The following is a 20,128-nucleotide window of genomic DNA, read 5'->3' as shown; positions in this document are numbered from 1 at the left end:
GGGCCTCAGGATACAGACACATCGTAGTGGACTCCCGATCCCTCGTTGGCGTGATGACCATGTCTCCCACGTTATCGCGCACGGGAGGATGCATGTGACTGCGCGGAGCCCTCGACCGACGTCAAGGGCTCCGCGCAGTCAGCTCTCAGACCGGAGGCTGCATCGGGTCGGCCGGCGGCACCGGTGGCTGCGGTGCCGCGGGCGGAGCGGCCGGTGGCTGCGGTGCCGCGGGTGGCGCAGCCGGCAGCTGAGGTGCCGCAGGCGGAGCAGCCGGTGGCTGCGGTGCCGCAGACGGGAACACCGGCGGCTGAGGCGCCGCAGGCTGACCGTATCCTGGCTGCGACGGCGGGACCGGGGCGCCGTAGCCTGGCTGCCCATACCCCTGCGGAGCGCCGTAACCCTGCGGCGCCGGCGGGACAGGAGCACCATAGCCCTGAGGAGCGCCATTGCCTGGCTGCGCGTAACCCTGAGGAGCGCCATAACCCTGAGGAGCGCCGTAACCCTGAGGCGCCCCATAGCCCTGCGGAGCCGCCCCGGGCTGCACGGGAACGCCCTGCCAGACCGTGCGGTCTGCGAAGAAGCCGTTGCCCGCCCATGACGCGGGCACGATGTTCGGGTTCCAGCGTGACCCGTCGAAGGCGACGATCGCCATCCAGACGACGGGCAGGAAGATGTAGAGGACGACCCACACCGAGTCCTTCTGCAGCTTCAGGCCGACGCGCCACGCGGCCAGGATGAGGAGCACCTGCATCCCGATCACGAAGAGCAGACCGACGCCGATCCAGCTCAACAGGATCGCTCCGCCCATGCAGTACAGCAGAAGCCAGGGGCTGATGTCTCCGAGCTTCATGAAGATCATCGTGTTGTAGACGGGGACCCACGCGCGCCATCTGTCGGTGACGCCGGCCTTGTCGAAGATCTTCATCATCAGGAACGAGCCGACCACGTAGCCGATCACGCTGCCGACGAGGAGGATGGTGATGTAGATGCCGAGGAACGCGTAGAAACCGCTCTCGTATCCGTCGTATCCCATGAGACTCGCTTTTCTCTGGTCTCGGGAGGCGGCTCTCGCCTCCGCGGCGAAGCGTGCGCTCCGCACTGGCCATGTTAGCGGCGGTCGCTCCGCCGACCGCAAGCGTGGCCCGGGAACGAGAAAGGCCTCCGACACTCGGTCGAAGGCCCTTCTCGGATTTGCTCTACTTGATCCAGTTCGGAGCCAGGTAGAACTTGCCCTCCTGGCCGGCCGCGAGCTGCGGCGGCACGTTGATGGCGTGGATGATGCCGATGATCAGCTGCGCGAGGCTGACGAGCGGCAGCAGGAACGCGCCGATGATCACGAAGCTCAGCACGACGCACGCCGCATAGGCGATCGCGAGGACGATCTGGAAGTTCAGGTTCGCCGCATTCGCACGCTGGTAGTTCGGGGCGACCTTGTCCTTCTCGATCAGGAAGAAGATCAGCGCGGGGATCCAGCCGAAGAACACCGACAGCCAGAGGTTGATGGTGATGTTGGGCTGAACAGGAGCGCCGTACGCGGGCTGGGCACCGTAGGGGGCCCCGGCCGGTGCGCCGTAGCCGGGTGCCGGAGCGCCCTGGGGCGGCTGGCCGTACCCGGGAGCGGGCTGGCCGTACGCCGGCTGGCCGTAGCCCGGTGCGGGCTGGCCGGGAGCAGGCTGACCCGGAGCCGGAGCGGAAGCGGGCGGAACAGGAGCAGACGGGGCAGACTGCGGTGCTGCGGGGGGTGCCGGCGGCACGTTCGCCGCGCCGGTCTGATCACCGCTGTTCGGCTCCGCGGGACCGGTTGCATCGTTAGACATGGGAATTCCCTCCTAGTGCGGCCCGTGCCCGGGCCGAGCACCCACTACTCTCCCACACAGCCAAAGTGCTGGCAACGACGCCGCGCGAAGCGTTTACCTTCGCGTTACACAGGGTCATTCGTCGACGACGAGCTCAAGAACGCCTCGTTCATCGGCATCGCGGAACTGGAAGTCGTTCGCCGCCGCCCAGGTGCGCAACCCTCTCAACGTCCCGAACCGCGGTCGCTGCTGTGCGAGTGCACGCACGAGCAGACCTTTGGACTTCTTGTTGAAGTGGTTCAGCGCCCGGCCCTGCGAGGTGACGACACGGACATAGGCGGAGGGGACCGATGCGGGAACGGGCCCGAGCGCGACATACGCCTCGCTCCGGAGATCGAGTACGAAGGACGGCGCCTCCACCCCGATCGCGGCGGTCGTCGCCTCCGCCCAGTGACGGCGCAGCGCCTTCAGCCCGGGCAGGGATGTCCCGGCCGAGAGCCGATAGGCGGGGATGGTGTCGAGCGCGCCGACGGGGCCGAACGGAGCAGAATGGATCCACACGTGCGAGCCCAGCCAGCGGCGCGAGGCCGGAGACAGGGACGCGGCATCCAGCGCGTCGTACAGCACGCCGGTGTAGCGATCCGCCGCGGGCATCGTGGCGGCGGTGCGCAGCATCCGATTGTGCTCCACCTCCCCTGCCTGCCGGGCGCTGAGACCAAGCACCCTGCGTGCCGTGTCCTCGTCCGCCGAGAGATCGACAAGGGCGTCGATGACGGCCTGTCGCTCGGCGGCGAGGCCGGACAGTGCCAGCTCGTCGACGACGAGCGGCGCGCCGGCGCCGCCGGGATGCTTCGTCTCGGAGGGAGGGAGCAGGATCTTCATGGAGCCTCCGGGGACACGCCGAAGCGCAAGGCGCCGTGAGGAGCCTTGCGCTTCGGACTGAGATTCGATCAGGCGATGAGAGCCGCGTTGCCGGCCACGATCGTCAGGTTGTTCCCCTCCATGGAGAGGAATCCGTCCTGCGCGTTGGCCAGCACCTTGGTGCCGTCTTCCTGGGTGATGCGGACCTGGCCCTCTGCGAGGATCGCCAGCACCGGCTCGTGGCCGGTCATGAAGCCGATCTCACCCTCGACGGTCTTGGCGACCACGAGACTCGCCTCTCCCGTCCAGACCTCCGCCTCGGCGGAGACGAGGCTGACATGCAGCGCCATGGTCAGGCGTTCTCCTTCTGGATCTTGGCCCACTGCTCTTCGACGTCGGAGATGCCGCCGACGTTGAAGAAGGCCTGCTCGGCGACGTGGTCGAAGTCACCGCGGGTGATCGCATCGAAGGACTCGATGGTCTCCTTGAGCGGCACGGTCGAACCCTCGACGCCCGTGAACTTCTTGGCCATGTAGGTGTTCTGCGAGAGGAACTGCTGGATGCGACGGGCGCGGGCCACGACGATCTTGTCTTCCTCGGAGAGCTCGTCGACACCGAGGATGGCGATGATCTCCTGCAGCTCCTTGTTCTTCTGGAGGATCTGCTTGACCGTGGTGGCGACGCGGTAGTGGTCCTCGCCCAAGTAGCGGGGGTCCATGATGCGCGACGTCGAGGTCAGCGGGTCGATGGCCGGGTACAGACCCTTCGACGCGATCTCACGCGAGAGCTCCGTGGTGGCGTCGAGGTGGGCGAAGGTGGTCGCCGGAGCCGGGTCGGTGTAGTCGTCGGCCGGCACGTAGATCGCCTGCAGCGAGGTGATCGAGTGACCACGGGTCGAGGTGATGCGCTCCTGGAGGAGGCCCATCTCGTCGGCGAGGTTCGGCTGGTAGCCCACGGCCGACGGCATGCGGCCGAGCAGCGTGGAGACCTCGGAACCGGCCTGCGTGAAGCGGAAGATGTTGTCGATGAAGAGCAGCACGTCCTGCTTCTGCACGTCGCGGAAGTACTCCGCCATCGTCAGAGCCGAGAGCGCGACGCGAAGACGCGTCCCCGGCGGCTCGTCCATCTGGCCGAAGACGAGGGCGGTCTTGTCGAAGACGCCCGCCTCTTCCATCTCGTGGATGAGGTCGTTGCCCTCACGGGTGCGCTCGCCGACACCGGCGAACACCGACACACCACCGTGGTCCTGCGCGACGCGCTGGATCATCTCCTGGATGAGGACGGTCTTGCCGACACCGGCGCCACCGAACAGACCGATCTTTCCACCCTGCACGTACGGGGTGAGGAGGTCGATCGACTTGATGCCCGTCTCGAACATCGTCGTCTTCGACTCGAGCTGGTCGAAGTTGGGGGCCTTGCGGTGGATCGGCCAGCGCTCCGTGACCTCGATGGTCTCACCGGGCTCGCCGTTGAGGACCTCGCCGATCACGTTGAAGACCTTGCCCTTGGTCACGTCGCCGACGGGGACCGAGATGGCCTCGCCGGTGTCGCGGACCTCTTGGCCGCGGACGATGCCGTCCGTCGGCTTGAGGGCGATCGCGCGCACGAGGTCGTCGCCCAGGTGCTGAGCGACCTCGAGGGTGATCTCGGTCGACTCCTCGCCGATGACGATCGTGGTCTTCAGCGCGTTGTAGATGTCGGGGATCGAGTCGTGCGGGAACTCGATGTCGACAACCGGACCGTTGACGCGTGCGACGCGCCCGACGACCGCGGTCGCCGGCTTGTCAGCCGTAGCGGTGGGGGTCATTTTCGTCTCTCTCCTGATGGTCTATTTGCTCGACGAGAGGGCGTCGGCGCCGCCGACGATCTCTGCGATCTGCTGCGTGATCTCCGCCTGGCGCGCGTTGTTGCGCAGACGGGTGTAGTCGGTGATGAGCTTGTCGGCGTTGTCGCTGGCCGACTTCATCGCCTTCTGCGTCGCAGCCTGCTTTGCGGCGGACGACTGCAGAAGAGCGTTGAAGACGCGGCTCTGGATGTACACCGGCAGGATCGCGTCGAGAACGGTCTCGGCATCCGGCTCGAACTCGTACAGCGGGTAGACGGTGCTGCCGGCCTCCGAGTCATCGGCCTCCGCGATCTCCAGCGGAAGCAGGCGCACGGACTCCGGCTCCTGCGTCATCATGCTGACGAAGCGGTTGAACACGAGGTGGATCTCGTCGACGCCGCCGGCGTCTCCCCCGCGGGTGAACGCCTCGAGCAGCGTGGCCGAGATCTCCTCCGCAGTGTGGAACGAGGGGGTGTCGGTGTCACCGGTCCACTCGGCGGCCGCGCTGATACGACGGAACTGGAAGTACCCGACGGCCTTGCGGCCGATCAGATAGAACACCGGCTCCTTGCCCTGCTCGCGCAGGAGCTCGGCAACCTCGAGACCCTCACGGAGGATCTGCGAGTTGAAGGCTCCTGCGAGTCCCCGGTCGGACGAGAAGATCACGACCGCGGAGCGGCGGATGTTCTCGGGTTCGCGGGTGAGCGGGTGGTCGACGTTCGAGTGCGTCGCGACGGCGGACACGGCCCTCGTCACGGCCCGCGCGAAGGGGCTGGACGCTTTGACGCGTGCCATCGCCTTCTGGATGCGCGAAGCCGCGATGAGTTCCATCGCCTTCGTGATCTTCTTGGTCGTCTGAGCAGAAGAGATCTTCTGCTTGTAGACCCTGAGTTGAGCGCCCATGAATCAGTACCTTCGCGCGATTACGCGCGACGACCCTTGACGATCTTCTCCTGGTTGACGTCCTCAGCCTCGGCTGCGGCGTGCTCCTCGTGACCAGGGGCGCCGATGGCGTGGCCCTTGCCGCCCTGGAACTCCAGGATGAAGGCGTCCGTCTGCGCGGTGAGCTCGGCGACCGTGTCGTCGTCGAGGACGTTCGTCTCACGCAGGGTGTCGAGCACCTTGGTGTTGCGACGCAGGTAGTCCAGGAGCTCGCGCTCGAAGCGCAGGACGTCCTCGACCTCGATGGTGTCGAGCTTGCCGTTCGTTCCGGCCCAGATCGAGACGACCTGCTCCTCGACGGGGTACGGCGAGTACTGCGGCTGCTTGAGCAGCTCGGTCAGACGCGCACCGCGCGACAGCTGACGACGCGACGCCTGGTCGAGGTCGGATGCGAACATCGCGAACGCCTCGAGCGAGCGGTACTGCGCGAGCTCGAGCTTCAACGTTCCCGAGACCTTCTTGATCGACTTGACCTGAGCGTCACCGCCGACTCGCGACACCGAGATACCCACGTCGACCGCGGGACGCTGGTTGGCGTTGAAGAGGTCGGACTGCAGGAAGATCTGGCCGTCGGTGATCGAGATCACGTTGGTCGGAATGTAGGCCGAGACGTCGTTCGCCTTGGTCTCGATGATGGGAAGACCCGTCATGGAACCGGCGCCGAGCTCATCGGAGAGCTTCGCGCAGCGCTCGAGCAGACGGGAGTGCAGGTAGAAGACGTCGCCCGGGTAGGCCTCGCGGCCCGGCGGGCGGCGCAGCAGGAGGGAGACGGCACGGTAGGCCTCGGCCTGCTTCGACAGGTCGTCGAAGATGATGAGGACGTGCTTGCCGCCGTACATCCAGTGCTGGCCGATAGCGGAACCCGTGTAGGGAGCCAGGTACTTGAAGCCGGCGGGGTCGGATGCCGGAGCGGCCACGATCGTGGTGTACTCCAGAGCGCCGGCCTCTTCGAGCGCGCCCTTCACCGAAGCGATGGTCGAGCCCTTCTGGCCGATGGCGACGTAGATGCAGCGGACCTGCTTGTTGACGTCGCCCGACTCCCAGTTGGCCTTCTGGTTGATGATCGTGTCGATCGCGATGGCCGTCTTGCCGGTCTGGCGGTCGCCGATGATCAGCTGACGCTGACCGCGGCCGACCGGAATCATCGCGTCGATGGCCTTGATGCCGGTCTGCATCGGCTCGTGGACCGACTTGCGCTGCATGACGCCGGGGGCCTGGAGCTCGAGTTCGCGGACGCCCTCGGTCGCGATCGAGCCGAGGCCGTCGATCGGGTTGCCGAGCGGGTCGACGACTCGACCGAGGTAGCCGTCGCCGACGGGGACCGAGAGGACCTCGCCGGTGCGGGTCACCTCCATGCCGGCCTGGATGCCGGTGAAGTCGCCGAGGACGACCACGCCGATCTGGTGCTCGTCGAGGTTCAGCGCGAGACCCTTGGTGCCGTCGGCGAAGGTGACGAGCTCATTCGCCATGACACCGGGCAGTCCTTCGACGTGCGCAATGCCATCAGCGGCGTCGATGACGGTGCCGACCTCGGTCGCCGCGGCCCCGGTGGGCTCGTATGCTGCGGCGAAGTCCTTCAGCGCGTCACGGATGACGTCGGGGCTGATCGATAGTTCTGCCATTGTCTTCCCTTTGTATCTGGGTGCGCGGTTCCCCGCGCGAAGTCGTGTTAGCCGACGAGCTTCTGGCGAAGATCGGCGAGTCGGGCGGAGATGCTGCCGTCGATGACGTCATCCGCGATCTGCACGCGCACGCCGCCGAGCACGGTGGGGTCGATGACCACGTTCAGCGAGATCTCCCCGTCGTAGCGGCTCGACAGAGCCGCCCCGAGGCGAGAGCGCTGCGCGTCGCTGAGCGGCGTCGCGCTGTGAACCGTGGCGACCTTGCGACCGCGCTGAGCCGAGACGATGTTGATCGCGCGGTTCAGCAGCTGGCGGATGCGACGCTCGCGAGGCTGGCGGACCAGCGACGAGACGATCAGCGTCGTGCCGGCGCTGACTCCCCCGGCGAGAAGACGCTCGACGAGAGCGCCCCTGGCGTCTGCTCCCCCGAGGCTGCTGCCCAGGGCGAGCTCCAGCTCCGGGTTCGCCGCGATCACCCGGGAGAAGCCGAACAGGTCGGCCTCGATGTCGGCCTGCGGTTCGGCGATCGCCGTGGCGCGGATCGCGAGCTCCTCGATTCCGTCGACGAGCTCAGCGGCCGACGACCAGCGTTCGGCGACGACCGTCCGCAGAACGCTCTGCGCGTTCTGCGAGTATCCGCCGAACACCGTCGAGACGACGTTCTGTCGCGCCTCGACGGGTGCCGAGGGGTCAGCGAGCGCGCCGCTCAGATGCGACGAGTCGCCAACGGCGCGTGCTGCGGCGAAGAGCTCCCGCGCAGTGTCGATGCTGACGCCCGACGCCGCGGCAAGCGCCTGAGTGGATGCCGCGAGTGCCTGAGTGGTCGCGCTGCCCATTACTTGGCCGCCTCGAGGTCCGCGAGGAACCGGTCGACGACAGCCGTCGCACGAGCGTCGTCGGAGAGCGTCTCGCCGACCACGCCACCGGCGAGGTCGAGAGCGAGCGAGCCGACCTCGGTGCGCAGCGAGACGAGAGCAGCCTGACGCTCGGCCTCGATCTGCGTGTGAGCGGTCGCGGTGATGCGTGCGGCCTCACCGGTCGCGGCATCCTTCGCCTCGGCGACGATCTTCTTGCCGTCCTCGCGGGCGGCCTCACGGATCTCACCGGCCTCGGTGCGGGCCTCGGCAAGCTGGCGAGTGTACTCCTCAAGCGCGGCCTCGGCCTGCTTCTGAGCCTCGTCGGCCTTGGCGATGTTGCCCTCGATTGCAGCCGAGCGCGCGTCGAGCAGTGCATACATCTTGGGCAGTGCGACCTTCCACACCACGATCAGGATGATGATGAAGCAGAGGCCCGACCAGATGATGTCGTACCACGCGGGGATCAGCGGATTGTGGGCCGCCTCTTCCGCTGCGGACGTGACAAGAGCGTTCAGCATCCTGTCTCCTTATCGAAGGGGTCGGATTACTGGAAGATGAAGTAGGTCGCGATGCCGATGAAGGCGAGCGCCTCGGTGAAGGCGATACCGATCCACATCAGGACCTGCAGGCGACCGGCCAGCTCGGGCTGACGGGCGACGCCCTCGATCGTCTTGCCGACGACGATGCCGACGCCGATGGCCGGGCCGATGGCTGCGAGGCCGTAGCCGACGGTCGCGATGTTGCCGTTGATTTCAGCGAGAACCGTAGTTGCGTCCACGGGTTTTTCCTTTCGTTGGGTGGGAAGGCAGTTGTTGCCGACCCGCTCAGTGCTCTTCTGCGACCGCGAGCTGGATGTAGACCGCGGTGAGGATGGTGAAGACGTAAGCCTGCAGGAAGGCCACGAGGACCTCGAACAGGGTGAAGGCGAAGCCGAAGGCGAGGGTTCCTGCGCCGAGCGCGATCCAGCCGCTGCCGAGGGTGAACACGAAGAACTGCGTCGCCGAGAAGAACAGCACCAGCATGAGGTGCCCGACGATCATGTTCATCAGCAGTCGGAGCGTCAGCGTCACGGGCCGGATGATGAAGGTCGAGATGATCTCGAGCGGCGTGACGATGATGTAGAGGAACGGCGGCACGCCAGAGGGGAACAGCGAGTTCTTGAAGAAGTTCTTCGGGCTCTTCTTGATGCCGGCGTAGATGAAGGTCACGTAGCTGATGATCGCGAGCAGCAGCGGCACGGCGATGATGCTGGTGCCGGCGATGTTCAGGAACGGGATGATTCCGGTGAGGTTCATGAACAGGATCATGAAGAAGAGCGTGGTCAGGATCGGCAGGAACCGACGACCGTCCTTGCGACCGAGCAGATCCTCCGCGATGTTCACGCGGACGAAGTCGAGACCCATCTCGACGACGCTCTGGAAACGACCGGGGACGACGCGCATCTTCCGGGTTCCGAGCCAGAGCACCAGGACGACGATCGCCGTCGCGAGGAACTGGATGAGGTGGATGCGGTGGATGACCAGGTCGCCGATCTGGAACACGGCATCCGGGAAGAACTCATCGATCGACGGTCCGTGGAACTCGCCGTCAGAGGCGAGTCGGGGCATCAGGGTCGCAGCAAGATTGAACAGCGCGGGCTCCAGCTTCGGGGCACCGGTCAGAACCGGGGCGACGATGGTCGGTGTGCTTCACAGCGCAAGCGCTCGCGGACGAGCGGCGGGCACATGTCAACCCTATCAGAATCTGAGGGTCCCCTAAGACGCCGGACCGCTGTCAGGAGTACGATTCGCAGCCCCGGGCGCACGGTCCTCCGGCACCTCGGTGGGCAGTGAGACGTCGCTCACGACGGGCAGTCTCATCCTCATCAGCACGACCACGTCGATCACGAGCGACATCAGAACACCGGCGACGATGGAGAGCAAGAACACCGTCGGGTGGATCCACGGCTGTCCGCTCACGAGCACCATCACGAGGAAGAACACGCCGAGCTTGACGAGCCACCCGCCGAGGACGATCGCGAAGAACAGCTGCACGTAGAGCGGCTCGCCGTACCAGCGGTTCGCGACGAGGATGCTGATGCCGGTGATCGCGAGGAACAGCGCCGCGATGAGCACGCCGAGCAGACCGCTGACGAGGCCCGAGCTCTGAGCGACGAGGTAGCCGACGCCGCCCGCGATGACCGCGAGAACACCGGTGGCCACGGCCGACCAGATCAGGGTGCGCCGCAGGATCGGCGTGCTGGAAACGGGGCTCGGGCTCATCAGGGCTCCACGGTGTTCTCGTCGGTTGCGGCGGCGTTCGCAGCTGCCGCTCGCGCCGCCTTCTTGCGGCTGCGGGTCGGGTTGAGAGTGATCACGAGGCAGGCGGCGATGCCCACGACGCCGAAGCCCACGCCGGGGAGATACTGACCAGGCCAGTCCTCGCGCGCTCCGACGTACATCAGCAGCACCGCGAGCGAGATCACGGCAGTCCACGCGTAGAAGATGAGGACGGCGTCGCGATCCCGGTGGCCGAGATCGAGCATCCGATGGTGCAGATGCTTGCGGTCGGGAGAGAACGGCGATCTGCCCGCGCTCATACGCCGGAGCACGGCGAGGCCGAAGTCGAGCAGAGGCAGGAGCACGACCAGCAGCGGCAGCAGGATCGGGATGAACGCGCCGAGGAGCCCGGAGCGGCCGATGCGCTCGGGGTCGATCACCGAGGGGTCGAGCTGCCCGGTCAACGAGATCGCCGACGTCGCCATCAGCAGACCGAGCACGAGCGCTCCCGAGTCGCCCATGAAGATCTTCGCGGGGCTCCAGTTCATCGGGAGGAAGCCGAGGCAGGCGCCGATCAGCACCGCGGCGAGGAACGTCGAGAGGTTGAAGAAGCTCGACGCGCCCGTGTCGCGGGTGACGATGTACGAGTACGCGAAGAACACGCCGTTCGCGATCAGGCACACGCCCGCGACCAGACCGTCGAGTCCGTCGATGAAGTTCACGGCGTTCATGACGATCACGATCGCGAACATCGTCATCGTGATGCTGAGCCAGCTCGAGAAGACGAGCATGTCGCCGAACGGTAGCGACAGGATCTGCAGCCCTCCGCCGATCGTGATGATGCCGGCCGCCAGGAACTGGGCGCCGAGCTTGATCATCCAGTCGAGATCCCACAGATCGTCGACCACGCCGATCACGGCGATCAGCAGGGCCGCGCCGAGGATCGACCACATGGCCTGCGGCGGCATCCAGATGGTCGAGAAGAACGGGTTCGCGGCGGAGACGCCGAAGGCGGCCGCGATGCCGAGGAAGATCGCGACGCCGCCCAGTCGCGGGGTCGGCGTCTTGTGCACATCGCGCTCGCGGATGCCGGGATACAGCTTGAACCGCAGACTCAGACGCCACACCACCGCGGTCAGAGCGAAGGTGATCGCGGCGGTGAGGATGACCGTGAAGAGGTACTGCTTCACGAATCCCCGTCCGCTTCGGGATCCGGCTCGAGCAGATCGCCGAGGATCTCCTCGAGCTGCGCGCGGCTCACCGCGCCGTGACGCAGGATGCGCACTTCCCCGGCGTCCGCAGCTCCGCCGCGGGCGACGAGCGACGTGGCGTCGATGATGGTCGAGGAGACGCCCTCGCCGCTCGGGCCGCCGTCGAGGTACACGGCGATGCTGTCGCCCAGCATCGCCTCGGCCTCAGCGGCGGAGACCGCGGCGGGCTGTCCTGTGAGGTTGGCGCTGGAGACCGCGAGCGGACCGGTCTCGGCCAGCAGCTCGAGGGCGACGCGCCCTTCGGGCATCCGCACCGCGACGGTGCCCTTGGTCTCGCCGAGGTCCCACACCAGCGACGGCTGAGCAGGCAGGACGATCGTGAGGCCGCCGGGCCAGAACGCGTCGATCAGACGCTGCACGGGCTCAGGCACGCTCTCCGCGAGGGCGACGAGCGTGTCGGTCGAGCCGATCAGCACGGGAGGCGGCTGGTCGCGGCCGCGACCCTTCGCATCGAGCAGTCGTTGGACCGCCGTGGGCGAGAACGCATCGGCGGCGACGCCGTAGACGGTGTCGGTGGGGATGACGATGAGCTCGCCGCGGCTGACGGCCTGGCGCGCGTGGCGCATACCGGCGAGCAGCTGCGCTTCGTCACCGCAGTCGAAGATGGAAGACATGACCTGTCGATTCTAGCTGTGAGCTTCTGGACGACCGCGGGTCACGGTCGGAGCGCCGTCGTGAGCCGGTCGCGGAGGGTGAGATCGCGGTGCGTGGCGGCAGCCCGCCAGCCGTCAGCGGTGAGGATGCTGCGGATCTGCTCGCCCTGCAGTTCGCCGTGCTCGATCACGAGCAGTCCGCCACCACGCAGAAGCTCGAGCGCGCGAGTGCTCAGGACACGGACGACGTCGAGACCGTCCTCTCCCCCGTACAGCGCCATCGCAGGATCGAACAGCCGCACCTCGGGATCGCGAGGGACGGCGGCATCGGGCACATAAGGCGGGTTGGAGATGACGACGGATGCCGTGCCGTCGAGCTCGCGGAACGCGTGCGCCAGATCGTCGTTCACCAGCGTGAGGTTGTCGATGCCCGCCGTGTTCCGCTGCGCCCACGGGAAGGCATCAGGCGACAGCTCCGCCGCGTACACCCGTGCGTGCGGCACCTCCGTAGCCATCGCGAGCGCGATCGCTCCGCTGCCGGTGCCCAGATCGACGCCGATCGGCTCGGGGTCTGCAGCGCTCAGGAGAGCGTCGATCGCGTACTGCACCACCGTCTCGGTCTCGGGCCGCGGCACGAAGACCCCCGGCCCGACGGCGAGCTCGAGGTGACGGAACGGCGCAGTCCCAGTGATGTGCTGAAGAGGCTCGCGCGCGCTTCGTCGGACGACGGCGGAATCAAGGGCCTCCGCATCCGCGTCGTCGGCGACGGCACCGCGGATGATGGCGGACTGCACCTCTCCCCTGCGCATGCCGAGCACGTGAGCGGCCAGGAGTTCGGCGTCGACCTGCGGGTCGGGCACGCCGGCCTCCGCCAGGCGCTGTGCGGCGGCGCGCACGAGGGTGGAGATCGTGGTGTCGGGCATGTCCTCCAGCGTAGAGCGCAACGCTCCGTCACATATGCGTCACTGAAAGCAAGCTCCCCTAGGCTTGCGGCAGTCACCCCGTCTTGGAAAGGCTCACACATGCCCGGCATCCATTCCGACATCACGACCGCGTTCGGCAACACGCCGCTGGTCCGCCTGAACCACGTGACCGAGGGGCTCGGCTCCGAGGTCCTCGCGAAGCTCGAGTACTTCAACCCCGGCTCCAGCGTCAAGGACCGTCTCGGCATCGCGATCATCAACGCGGCAGAGAAGGACGGGTCGCTGAAGGCCGGCGGCACGATCGTCGAGGCCACGAGCGGCAACACCGGCATCGCGCTCTCCCTGGTGGGCGCTGCGCGCGGCTACAAGGTCATCCTGACGATGCCCGCGTCGATGTCGAAGGAGCGCCGCGTGCTGCTGAAGGCGTTCGGCGCCGAGCTCGTGCTCACCGACCCGACCGTGGGCATGAAGGGCGCCGTCGCCGAGGCCGAGCGGATCGCCGCTGAGACGCCCGGCGCGATCCTCGCTCACCAGTTCGAGAACGAGGCCAACGCGCAGATCCACCGCGAGACCACGGCCGAGGAGATCTGGCGCGACACCGACGGCGAGGTCGACATCTTCGTCGCCGGCATCGGCACCGGTGGAACCATCACCGGCGTCGGCCAGGTGCTCAAGGAGCGCAAGCCCGGAGTGCAGGTCATCGCCGTCGAGCCGACCGCGTCGCCTCTGCTCTCGCAGGGCACGCCGGGACCGGCCAAGATCCAGGGCATCGGGCCGAACTTCGTTCCGCCCATCCTCGACACCACCGTCTACGACGAGGTCGTCACGGTCGAGTTCGAAGACGCGCTCTCGACGTCTCGCGCACTCGCCGCCCGCGAGGGCCTGCTGGTCGGCATCTCCAGCGGCGCCGCCGCATGGGCGGCTCTCCAGGTCGCCGCCCGCCCCGAGAACGCCGGCAAGAAGATCGTCGTGATCATCCCCGACACCGGTGAGCGCTACCTCTCCACCGCGCTGTTCGAGGACCTGCGCGAAGACTGATGCGAATGCCTGGATGGGTCGGGCGGATGCGCGAAGACGTCGCATCCGCCCGACTCCGTGACCCCGCGGCACGCGGCGGCCTCGAGATCGCGATCCTCTACCCCGGCCTGCACGCCATCTGGGCGCACCGGGTGAACCACGCTCTGTGGGTGCGTGGTCTCCGCTTCCCTGCACGTCTCGGTTCTCAGATCAGCCGCTGGCTGACCGGGGTCGAGATCCATCCCGGCGCGACCATCGGACGCCGCTTCTTCATCGACCACGGCATGGGCGTGGTGATCGGCGAGACCGCGGAGATCGGCGACGACGTGATGCTCTATCACGGCGTGACGCTCGGGGGCCGCACGCGCGACGCGGGCAAGCGGCATCCGACCCTCGAAGACGGCGTCGTCGTCGGGGCCGGCGCGAAGATCCTCGGTCCGATCGTGATCGGCGCGGGGACCGCGATCGGTGCGAACGCCGTGGTCACGAAGGACGCGCCCGCCGACTCGGTGCTCACCGGCATTCCCGCAAAGGCTCGCTCGCGCGTGCCCGGCGAGAACCTCGCGCACCTGCTGTCAGCGCCCGACTACTCGATCTGATCAGCGCTCACGCGCCTTCTGCACCTTTTTCTTCAGGAAGACCATCGGCAGCAGGACGCTGCCGATCGCGGTGACCAGCCACACGACCACGGCACCGAGCAACCAGGCCGCGATGCCGTCGATGCCGAACCCGTCGATCGGCAGCAGCACCACGATGATCAGCGCGATCAGGGTCGAGAAGATGCCGATCCCGCCCATCAGCACGGGTGCGTAGCGATCGGCCAGCTTGGCGACCCACGGGGAGAGAACGCTCTGCAGCACAGCGAAGATCACGATGCAGAGCACGAATCCCCACCAGTGCGACCACTTGATCTGGAAGCCCTCGAGCAGCAGATCGGCGACGATGAGGCCGATGCCTGCGGAGACGAGGTACAGGAGCGAGCGGAACAGGAGCGTGATCACGGGCCGAGCATATCGCTCAACCGCCGGAGGCGGCGGGAGGCCGGGGTGTCCGGATCTCCCGCCGCCGAGGGATCACTGGGCCACGAAGAACGGGATGGCTCCCGTCAGCATGCCGACTCCGAGCATCACGAGCGAGACGATGGCGGCACGCCACAGCACCTTGCGGTGGTGGTCTCCCAGGTTCACGCTCGCGAGCGACACCAGAAGCAGAATCGCGGGCACGAGCGGGCTCTGCAGGTGCACGGGCTGGCCTGTGATCGACGCCCTCGCCATCTCGACGGGATCGATCCCGAAGTTCGCCGCGCTCTGCGAGAGCACAGGAAGGATGCCGAAGTAGAACGCGTCGTTCGACATGAAGAACGTGAACGGGATCGACAGGATGCCGGTGATGGGCGCGAGGAACGGCCCGAGGGCGGGCGGGAGCACGTTCGTGATCCAGTTCGCCATGGCGTCGACCATGCCGGTGCCGGTGAGCACTCCGACCAGGACGCCGGCGGCGATGACCATCGAGACGACGCCGACGATGCTGGGCGCGTGTGCGACGATCTCCGACGCCTGATCCTTGATGCCGCGGAAGTTGATGAGGAGGGCGATCCCCGCGCCGACCATGAACACGTACGGCAGCGGCAGGATGTCCAGCACCAGCAGCACCATCACGGCGATGGTGAGCGCCAGGTTGAACCAGATCAGCTTCGGACGCAGGGTCGGCCTAGCCGGATCCAGCATCGTGTCGGCCATCGCCGTGTCGGTGGGATCGACACTCGCCGCGGCGACGGGGCCGTGGCCACCGGCGACGACGACGATGTTGCCGGTGCGCAAGGAGGCACGCGCGCCCGGCTTGGGCTCTGCGCCTCGGAAGATCTTGGGCACGCTCGCCAGTGCGCCGCCGTCGGCTCCCGTGAGCAGACCGTCCGAGTCGAGGCGTCCGAGACGACTGCGCTCCTGCAGACCGAGGATCCACGCGAAGCCGAGCGTCACGACCAGGCCCGCGCCGAGGGCCGGCAGCATCGGGACGAAGATGTCGGTCGGCTGCAGGCCCAGAGCAGTCGCGGCGCGCACCGTGGGCCCACCCCAAGGCACGATGTTCAGTGTGCCGTTCATGAGACCGGCGACGCAGGTCAGGACGACCGGGCTCATCCCGAGGCGCAGATAGATGGGCAGCATGGCCGACGTCGTGATGATGAAGGTCGTCGATCCGTCGCCGTCGAGCGAGACGGCGCCGGCGAGGATGGCGGTGCCGAGCACGACCTTGGCCGGATCGTCGCCGAGCAGTCGTGTGATCACTCGGATGAGCGGATCGAACAGGCCCACGTCGATCATGATGCCGAAGAACATGATCGCGAACATCAGCAGCGCCGCGGTGGGCGCCATCTTGCCGATCGAGTCGAGGATCATGTCGCCGAGACCGAGGCCGGCTCCTGCGAACAGGCCGAACGCCGTCGGCACGAGGATCAGGGCGACCATGGGCGTGAGCCGCTTGGTCATGATGAGCGTCATGAACGCCAGCACCATCGTGAAGCCCAGAAGGACCAGCACCCACTCCGGGGGCACGAACGCCACGTCGTACGTGGGCGCCTCTTCTGCGGCCGAGAGCAGGCCGGTGAGCGCATCGGGCATACGTTGACTCCTTCGTCTTCGCTCCGTCGTCGACGACGGATCCCGATGAGACTAGGGAATCGGGCTGACGCAGGTGCGGTATCCCGCATTCCGGACGGTTGTGCGCGTAGCGTGAGTTCTGCGCATATTGCGCGAGAGGAGCACCGGTGCCCGGGACGACGACGATGAGACCGCGCTTCGCGACGCGTGCCCTGCTGCTGCACCTCGCCACCGTCGCCCTCGTCGTCGTGCTCTGCACGGGCGTGTACCTGCTCCTCGCCGTGCAGCAGCTGCGCGCAGAGGCGGAGTCGACCGCGCTCGGCATCGCGCGGACGCTGGCCGAGGATCCGCAGGTGCGGGCCGAGGTCGCACGCATCTCGGCGTCGGATCAGGCGCCTGATGCCGAAGCGCTCCGCGACGGCGACCTGCAGCGCATCTCGGCAGGGGTCACCGCCCGCACCGGTGCGCTGTTCGTGGTGATCACCGACGACCACGGCATCCGTCTCGCCCACCCGACTCCTTCACGCATCGGAGAGGAGGTCAGCACCCCGTACCAGGAGGTGCTCGCGGGCGAGGAGGTCGTCGACTGGCAGACCGGCACGCTCGGAGACTCCGCTCGAGCGAAGGTCCCGGTCCGCGACGATGCGGGCACGCCGGTCGGCGAAGTGAGTGTCGGGTTCGAGCGGGCGGGCGTGTTCGACGACCTGCCACCCCTGCTGACGGTGGTGGCCGCCACCGCCGTCGGAGCGCTGGCCCTCGCCGTTCTCGCCTTCCTGCTGCTCCGCCGCAGGTGGGAACGACTGACGCTCGGCGTGCAGCCGGAGGAGCTCGTGGCGCTGGTGCAGAACCAGGCCGCCGTGCTGAACGGAGTGGACGACGGGGTGCTCGCGGTCGACACGCACGGCGTCGTGCGGGTGAGCAATGACGCCGCCGATCGGCTTCTCGACCTCGACTCCCCCATCGGACGCCGCCTCGACGATCTCGGCCTCCCCCGGGCCGTGCTGGACGCGGTCACGGGGGCGCGCATCGGTTCGAGCGCGGTCGTGGACGATCGGATGCTGTATCTGGATTCTCGTCCCGTGGTGCGCGAGGGGCAGCCGCTGGGCCACGTGCTGATCCTCCGCGACCGCACCGATCTGGTCGCCCTGACCGAAAGGCTCGAGACCGTGCGCACCATGACCGCTGCTCTGCGCGTCCAGCGACACGAGTTCGCGAATCGCATGCACGTCGTGGCCGGACTGATCGATGCCGATCGGACCTCGGACGCCCGCTCCTTCCTCGGCGAGCTCGTCGAACGCGGATCCGTCGCCTTCCCCGTCGCAGGGCTCTCCCTCCTCACCGACCCCTTCCTGCACTCCTTCCTCGGTGCCAAGGGCGTCGAAGCCGGCGAACGAGGTGTCACGCTGCGCATCGCCGAAGAGACGCAGCTCATCGGAACCGTGATCGCAGCTGAAGACGTCGCGGCCGTGCTCGGCAACCTCGTCGACAACGCCGTCACCGCGGCAGTGGCGGGCGAGCGCACTCCGCGCTGGGTCGAGGTGGCCGTGCTCGGTGATGACGATGCGCTCGTCGTCACCGTCTCCGATTCGGGCGCCGGGCTCGGAGACGCCGATCCGCTGACGCCGCGAACGGCAGGCGATGACGCCTCCGACCGGATACACGGGCACGGACTCGGCATCCCTTTATCCCGCGAGATCGCACGCCGCAGCGGCGGAGACCTCTGGGTGATCGACCCCGGCGGTCCCGAACACGGCGCGGTGTTCGCCGCGCGTCTGGGCGGCGCTGTCGATCCCGCCTCCGCAGAACCGAAGGATCAGCCGTGACCGAACCCCTGCGAGTGCTCATCCTCGACGACGACTTCCGTGTCGGACAGCTCCATCGGGGAATCGTCGACGATCACCCCGCCTGCGCAGCAATGGATCCTGTGCGCTCGATCGCAGAGGCGAGAGACAGCATCCGCTACGCGCGACCGGATCTGCTCCTCGCCGACGTCTTCCTCCCAGACGGCGACGGCATAGCGCTCGTGCGCGACGCCGGCATCGACGCGATCCTCATCTCGGCAGCCGACGACGCCCCGACCGTGCGCCGCGCCTTGCGGTCAGGGGCGGTGGGATATCTGGTGAAGCCGTTCGAGCGCCGCGCGCTCACGGGGCTGCTCGACCGCTATGCGCGATACCGGAACCTCGTCGCCGGCGATCGTGCCTTGCGCCAGGAGGACGTGGATCGTGCGCTGGCGATCCTGCACGGGGCCGGCGAACCCGTCTCGCTGTCTCGTTCCGCGACCGAACAGCTCGTGCTCGCCGCGCTCGGCGACGGCGAGGCCTCGGCTGCAGAGGTCGGCGAGCGGGTCGGCATCTCCAGGGCGACAGCACAGCGGCATCTGGCCGCTCTCGCTGCACGGACGGTCGTCGAGGTGCGCCTGCGCTACGGCGCGACCGGGCGCCCCGAGCACCGCTACGCGGTGCGGAGCTGAGCCCGACCGGTCAGGACTCGGAGCCGACTGCGGCGAGTCGAGCCTCTTCATCGGCCTGGATAGCCGATTCGATGATCGGCTCGAGAGCGCCGTCCATCACCTGGTCGAGGTTGTACGCCTTGAAGCCCGTACGGTGATCCGCTATGCGGTTCTCCGGGAAGTTGTACGTGCGGATGCGCTCTGAGCGGTCCATGGTGCGGATCTGCGACTTGCGGGCGTCGGATGCCACGGCATCCAGCTCCTCCTGCTGCCTGGCGAGCAGGCGTGCGCGGAGGACGCGCATGGCGGCCTCGCGGTTCTGCAGTTGCGATTTCTCGTTCTGCATCGACACCACGATCCCGGTCGGCACGTGCGTGATGCGCACGGCCGAGTCGGTGGTGTTGACGGACTGCCCCCCGGGGCCTGACGACCGGAACACATCGATCTTCAGATCGTTCTGATCGATCTGGATCTCCTCGGGCTCATCCACCTCGGGGAACACCAGCACGCCGGTCGTCGACGTGTGGATGCGCCCCTGCGACTCGGTCGCCGGCACCCGCTGCACGCGGTGCACACCGCCCTCGTACTTGAGGTGCGCCCATACGCCCTGCGCCGGATCGGTCGATGAACCCTTGATCGCGACCTGGACGTCCTTGTAGCCGCCGAGATCCGACTCGTTGCGCTCGAGCAACTCGGTCTTCCAGCCCTTCGACGCGGCGTACTGGACGTACATGCGCAGCAGGTCGGCGGCGAACAGGGCGCTCTCGGCGCCGCCCTCGCCAGCCTTGATCTCCATGATCACGTCACGCGCGTCGTCGGGATCGCGCGGGATCAGCAGACGCCGCAGCCGCTCCTGTGCGGACTGCAGGCCCTCCTCGAGGGCGGGCACCTCCTCGGCGAATGCGTCGTCCTCGCGGGCGAGCTCGCGAGCAGCGTCCAGGTCGTCGGATGCCGCGGCCCACGCGTCGTAGGCCGCGACGATCCTCGACAGTTCGGCGTATCGGCGGTTGACCCGCTTCGCCCGTGCAGCGTCGGCGTGCACCGCCGGGTCGGAGAGCTCCTCCTGGACCCGGCGATGCTCGTCGATCAGCGACTGGACGGACTCGAACACGCC

Annotated in this window: 22 protein-coding genes; 4 read left to right on the top strand and 18 right to left on the bottom strand. The window is 67.5% G+C overall.

Annotated elements, in window-relative coordinates; all coding sequences use genetic code 11:
• Positions 1–145: 145 nt before the first annotated feature.
• The 15 genes from ACI3KT_RS15245 to prmC form a co-directional block, all read right to left on the bottom strand.
• Positions 146–1,033 carry a hypothetical protein gene (locus tag ACI3KT_RS15245; RefSeq protein ID WP_404905342.1) on the bottom strand — a complete coding sequence of 296 codons (888 nt, stop codon included), beginning with the start codon at positions 1,031–1,033 and terminating at the stop codon, positions 146–148.
• Positions 1,034–1,196: 163 nt separating this feature from the next.
• Positions 1,197–1,817, bottom strand: coding sequence for a DUF4870 domain-containing protein (locus ACI3KT_RS15240; RefSeq protein ID WP_292905704.1), 621 nt, complete (start codon positions 1,815–1,817; stop codon positions 1,197–1,199).
• 114 nt (positions 1,818–1,931) lie between these two features.
• Positions 1,932–2,678, bottom strand: coding sequence for a YaaA family protein (locus ACI3KT_RS15235; protein ID WP_404905340.1), 747 nt, complete (start codon positions 2,676–2,678; stop codon positions 1,932–1,934).
• A 68-nt stretch (positions 2,679–2,746) separates the two neighbouring features.
• Positions 2,747–3,007 carry a F0F1 ATP synthase subunit epsilon gene (locus ACI3KT_RS15230; protein ID WP_045258871.1) on the bottom strand — a complete coding sequence of 87 codons (261 nt, stop codon included), beginning with the start codon at positions 3,005–3,007 and terminating at the stop codon, positions 2,747–2,749.
• Between the two features lie 2 nt (positions 3,008–3,009).
• Positions 3,010–4,464 carry a F0F1 ATP synthase subunit beta gene (gene atpD / locus ACI3KT_RS15225; protein ID WP_105674674.1) on the bottom strand — a complete coding sequence of 485 codons (1,455 nt, stop codon included), beginning with the start codon at positions 4,462–4,464 and terminating at the stop codon, positions 3,010–3,012.
• A gap of 21 nt (positions 4,465–4,485) precedes the next feature.
• Complete coding sequence (locus tag ACI3KT_RS15220) at positions 4,486–5,385, bottom strand: F0F1 ATP synthase subunit gamma (RefSeq protein WP_292904357.1); 900 nt, start codon at positions 5,383–5,385, stop codon at positions 4,486–4,488.
• A gap of 20 nt (positions 5,386–5,405) precedes the next feature.
• Positions 5,406–7,046, bottom strand: coding sequence for a F0F1 ATP synthase subunit alpha (atpA, locus tag ACI3KT_RS15215; protein ID WP_292904359.1), 1,641 nt, complete (start codon positions 7,044–7,046; stop codon positions 5,406–5,408).
• Between the two features lie 47 nt (positions 7,047–7,093).
• The gene (locus ACI3KT_RS15210) at positions 7,094–7,882 is read right to left on the bottom strand and encodes a F0F1 ATP synthase subunit delta (RefSeq protein ID WP_404905337.1); all 789 of its coding nucleotides are present in this window, start codon (positions 7,880–7,882) and stop codon (positions 7,094–7,096) included.
• Positions 7,882–8,421 carry a F0F1 ATP synthase subunit B gene (locus tag ACI3KT_RS15205; protein WP_292904363.1) on the bottom strand — a complete coding sequence of 180 codons (540 nt, stop codon included), beginning with the start codon at positions 8,419–8,421 and terminating at the stop codon, positions 7,882–7,884. Before ACI3KT_RS15205 ends, ACI3KT_RS15210 begins: the two co-directional genes overlap by 1 nt.
• 26 nt (positions 8,422–8,447) lie before the next feature.
• Entirely contained in the window at positions 8,448–8,681 is a 234-nt protein-coding gene (atpE, locus tag ACI3KT_RS15200) for an ATP synthase F0 subunit C (protein ID WP_292904365.1), read from the bottom strand.
• Positions 8,682–8,727: 46 nt separating this feature from the next.
• Entirely contained in the window at positions 8,728–9,510 is a 783-nt protein-coding gene (atpB, locus tag ACI3KT_RS15195; protein WP_292904367.1) for a F0F1 ATP synthase subunit A, read from the bottom strand.
• 147 nt (positions 9,511–9,657) lie between these two features.
• The gene (locus tag ACI3KT_RS15190; protein WP_292904369.1) at positions 9,658–10,164 is read right to left on the bottom strand and encodes a hypothetical protein; all 507 of its coding nucleotides are present in this window, start codon (positions 10,162–10,164) and stop codon (positions 9,658–9,660) included.
• Positions 10,164–11,351, bottom strand: coding sequence for a glycosyltransferase family 4 protein (locus ACI3KT_RS15185; protein ID WP_307296086.1), 1,188 nt, complete (start codon positions 11,349–11,351; stop codon positions 10,164–10,166). The genes ACI3KT_RS15190 and ACI3KT_RS15185 overlap by 1 nt, the downstream gene beginning before the upstream one ends.
• Positions 11,348–12,046, bottom strand: coding sequence for an L-threonylcarbamoyladenylate synthase (locus ACI3KT_RS15180; protein WP_404905334.1), 699 nt, complete (start codon positions 12,044–12,046; stop codon positions 11,348–11,350). The genes ACI3KT_RS15185 and ACI3KT_RS15180 overlap by 4 nt, the downstream gene beginning before the upstream one ends.
• Before the next feature lie 41 nt (positions 12,047–12,087).
• Positions 12,088–12,948 (bottom strand): peptide chain release factor N(5)-glutamine methyltransferase, encoded by an 861-nt coding sequence (prmC, locus tag ACI3KT_RS15175; protein ID WP_307296083.1) that lies wholly within the window; start codon positions 12,946–12,948, stop codon positions 12,088–12,090.
• Positions 12,949–13,047: 99 nt separating this feature from the next.
• Here prmC and cysK point away from each other — a divergent pair, with 99 nt between their 5' ends.
• Positions 13,048–13,986 carry a cysteine synthase A gene (cysK, locus tag ACI3KT_RS15170; RefSeq protein ID WP_292904377.1) on the top strand — a complete coding sequence of 313 codons (939 nt, stop codon included), beginning with the start codon at positions 13,048–13,050 and terminating at the stop codon, positions 13,984–13,986.
• Positions 13,987–13,991: 5 nt separating this feature from the next.
• Positions 13,992–14,564 carry a serine O-acetyltransferase EpsC gene (gene epsC, locus ACI3KT_RS15165; protein ID WP_404905331.1) on the top strand — a complete coding sequence of 191 codons (573 nt, stop codon included), beginning with the start codon at positions 13,992–13,994 and terminating at the stop codon, positions 14,562–14,564.
• On the opposite strand, the gene ACI3KT_RS15160 is transcribed toward epsC, so the two are convergent.
• Positions 14,565–14,966 carry a phage holin family protein gene (locus ACI3KT_RS15160; RefSeq protein WP_292904381.1) on the bottom strand — a complete coding sequence of 134 codons (402 nt, stop codon included), beginning with the start codon at positions 14,964–14,966 and terminating at the stop codon, positions 14,565–14,567. It lies immediately after the preceding gene.
• A gap of 72 nt (positions 14,967–15,038) precedes the next feature.
• A complete protein-coding gene (locus tag ACI3KT_RS15155) occupies positions 15,039–16,583 on the bottom strand; it encodes a CitMHS family transporter (protein ID WP_404905328.1) in 1,545 nt (514 codons plus the stop codon).
• Between the two features lie 164 nt (positions 16,584–16,747).
• Here ACI3KT_RS15155 and ACI3KT_RS15150 point away from each other — a divergent pair, with 164 nt between their 5' ends.
• Positions 16,748–18,385 (top strand): ATP-binding protein, encoded by a 1,638-nt coding sequence (locus tag ACI3KT_RS15150; RefSeq protein WP_404905390.1) that lies wholly within the window; start codon positions 16,748–16,750, stop codon positions 18,383–18,385.
• The gene (locus ACI3KT_RS15145; RefSeq protein WP_404905326.1) at positions 18,382–19,035 is read left to right on the top strand and encodes a response regulator; all 654 of its coding nucleotides are present in this window, start codon (positions 18,382–18,384) and stop codon (positions 19,033–19,035) included. The genes ACI3KT_RS15150 and ACI3KT_RS15145 overlap by 4 nt, the downstream gene beginning before the upstream one ends.
• Before the next feature lie 10 nt (positions 19,036–19,045).
• Here the strand turns inward: ACI3KT_RS15145 and prfA are convergent, their stop codons facing one another.
• Positions 19,046–20,125, bottom strand: coding sequence for a peptide chain release factor 1 (gene prfA, locus ACI3KT_RS15140; RefSeq protein ID WP_404905323.1), 1,080 nt, complete (start codon positions 20,123–20,125; stop codon positions 19,046–19,048).
• Between the last annotated feature and the right edge of the window lie 3 nt (positions 20,126–20,128).

The organism is Microbacterium sp. ZW T6_19 (genome assembly GCF_044987465.1).
Lineage (GTDB): Bacteria > Actinomycetota > Actinomycetes > Actinomycetales > Microbacteriaceae > Microbacterium > Microbacterium natoriense_A.
Note: the sequence above shows the minus strand (reverse complement) of the source record. Positions and strands in the feature narration are given on the sequence as shown.

Excerpts from the sequence above, each read along its gene's own strand:
- ACI3KT_RS15245 (WP_404905342.1), bottom strand. The coding sequence starts at position 1,033 with ATGGGATACGACGGATACGAGAGCGGTTTCTACGCGTTCCTCGGCATC.
- ACI3KT_RS15240 (WP_292905704.1), bottom strand. The coding sequence starts at position 1,817 with ATGTCTAACGATGCAACCGGTCCCGCGGAGCCGAACAGCGGTGATCAG.
- ACI3KT_RS15235 (WP_404905340.1), bottom strand. The coding sequence starts at position 2,678 with ATGAAGATCCTGCTCCCTCCCTCCGAGACGAAGCATCCCGGCGGCGCC.
- ACI3KT_RS15230 (WP_045258871.1), bottom strand. The coding sequence starts at position 3,007 with ATGGCGCTGCATGTCAGCCTCGTCTCCGCCGAGGCGGAGGTCTGGACG.
- atpD (WP_105674674.1), bottom strand. The coding sequence starts at position 4,464 with ATGACCCCCACCGCTACGGCTGACAAGCCGGCGACCGCGGTCGTCGGG.
- ACI3KT_RS15220 (WP_292904357.1), bottom strand. The coding sequence starts at position 5,385 with ATGGGCGCTCAACTCAGGGTCTACAAGCAGAAGATCTCTTCTGCTCAG.
- atpA (WP_292904359.1), bottom strand. The coding sequence starts at position 7,046 with ATGGCAGAACTATCGATCAGCCCCGACGTCATCCGTGACGCGCTGAAG.
- ACI3KT_RS15210 (WP_404905337.1), bottom strand. The coding sequence starts at position 7,882 with ATGGGCAGCGCGACCACTCAGGCACTCGCGGCATCCACTCAGGCGCTT.
- ACI3KT_RS15205 (WP_292904363.1), bottom strand. The coding sequence starts at position 8,421 with ATGCTGAACGCTCTTGTCACGTCCGCAGCGGAAGAGGCGGCCCACAAT.
- atpB (WP_292904367.1), bottom strand. The coding sequence starts at position 9,510 with ATGCCCCGACTCGCCTCTGACGGCGAGTTCCACGGACCGTCGATCGAT.
- ACI3KT_RS15190 (WP_292904369.1), bottom strand. The coding sequence starts at position 10,164 with ATGAGCCCGAGCCCCGTTTCCAGCACGCCGATCCTGCGGCGCACCCTG.
- ACI3KT_RS15180 (WP_404905334.1), bottom strand. The coding sequence starts at position 12,046 with ATGTCTTCCATCTTCGACTGCGGTGACGAAGCGCAGCTGCTCGCCGGT.
- prmC (WP_307296083.1), bottom strand. The coding sequence starts at position 12,948 with ATGCCCGACACCACGATCTCCACCCTCGTGCGCGCCGCCGCACAGCGC.
- cysK (WP_292904377.1), top strand. The coding sequence starts at position 13,048 with ATGCCCGGCATCCATTCCGACATCACGACCGCGTTCGGCAACACGCCG.
- epsC (WP_404905331.1), top strand. The coding sequence starts at position 13,992 with ATGCCTGGATGGGTCGGGCGGATGCGCGAAGACGTCGCATCCGCCCGA.
- ACI3KT_RS15155 (WP_404905328.1), bottom strand. The coding sequence starts at position 16,583 with ATGCCCGATGCGCTCACCGGCCTGCTCTCGGCCGCAGAAGAGGCGCCC.
- ACI3KT_RS15150 (WP_404905390.1), top strand. The coding sequence starts at position 16,748 with ATGAGACCGCGCTTCGCGACGCGTGCCCTGCTGCTGCACCTCGCCACC.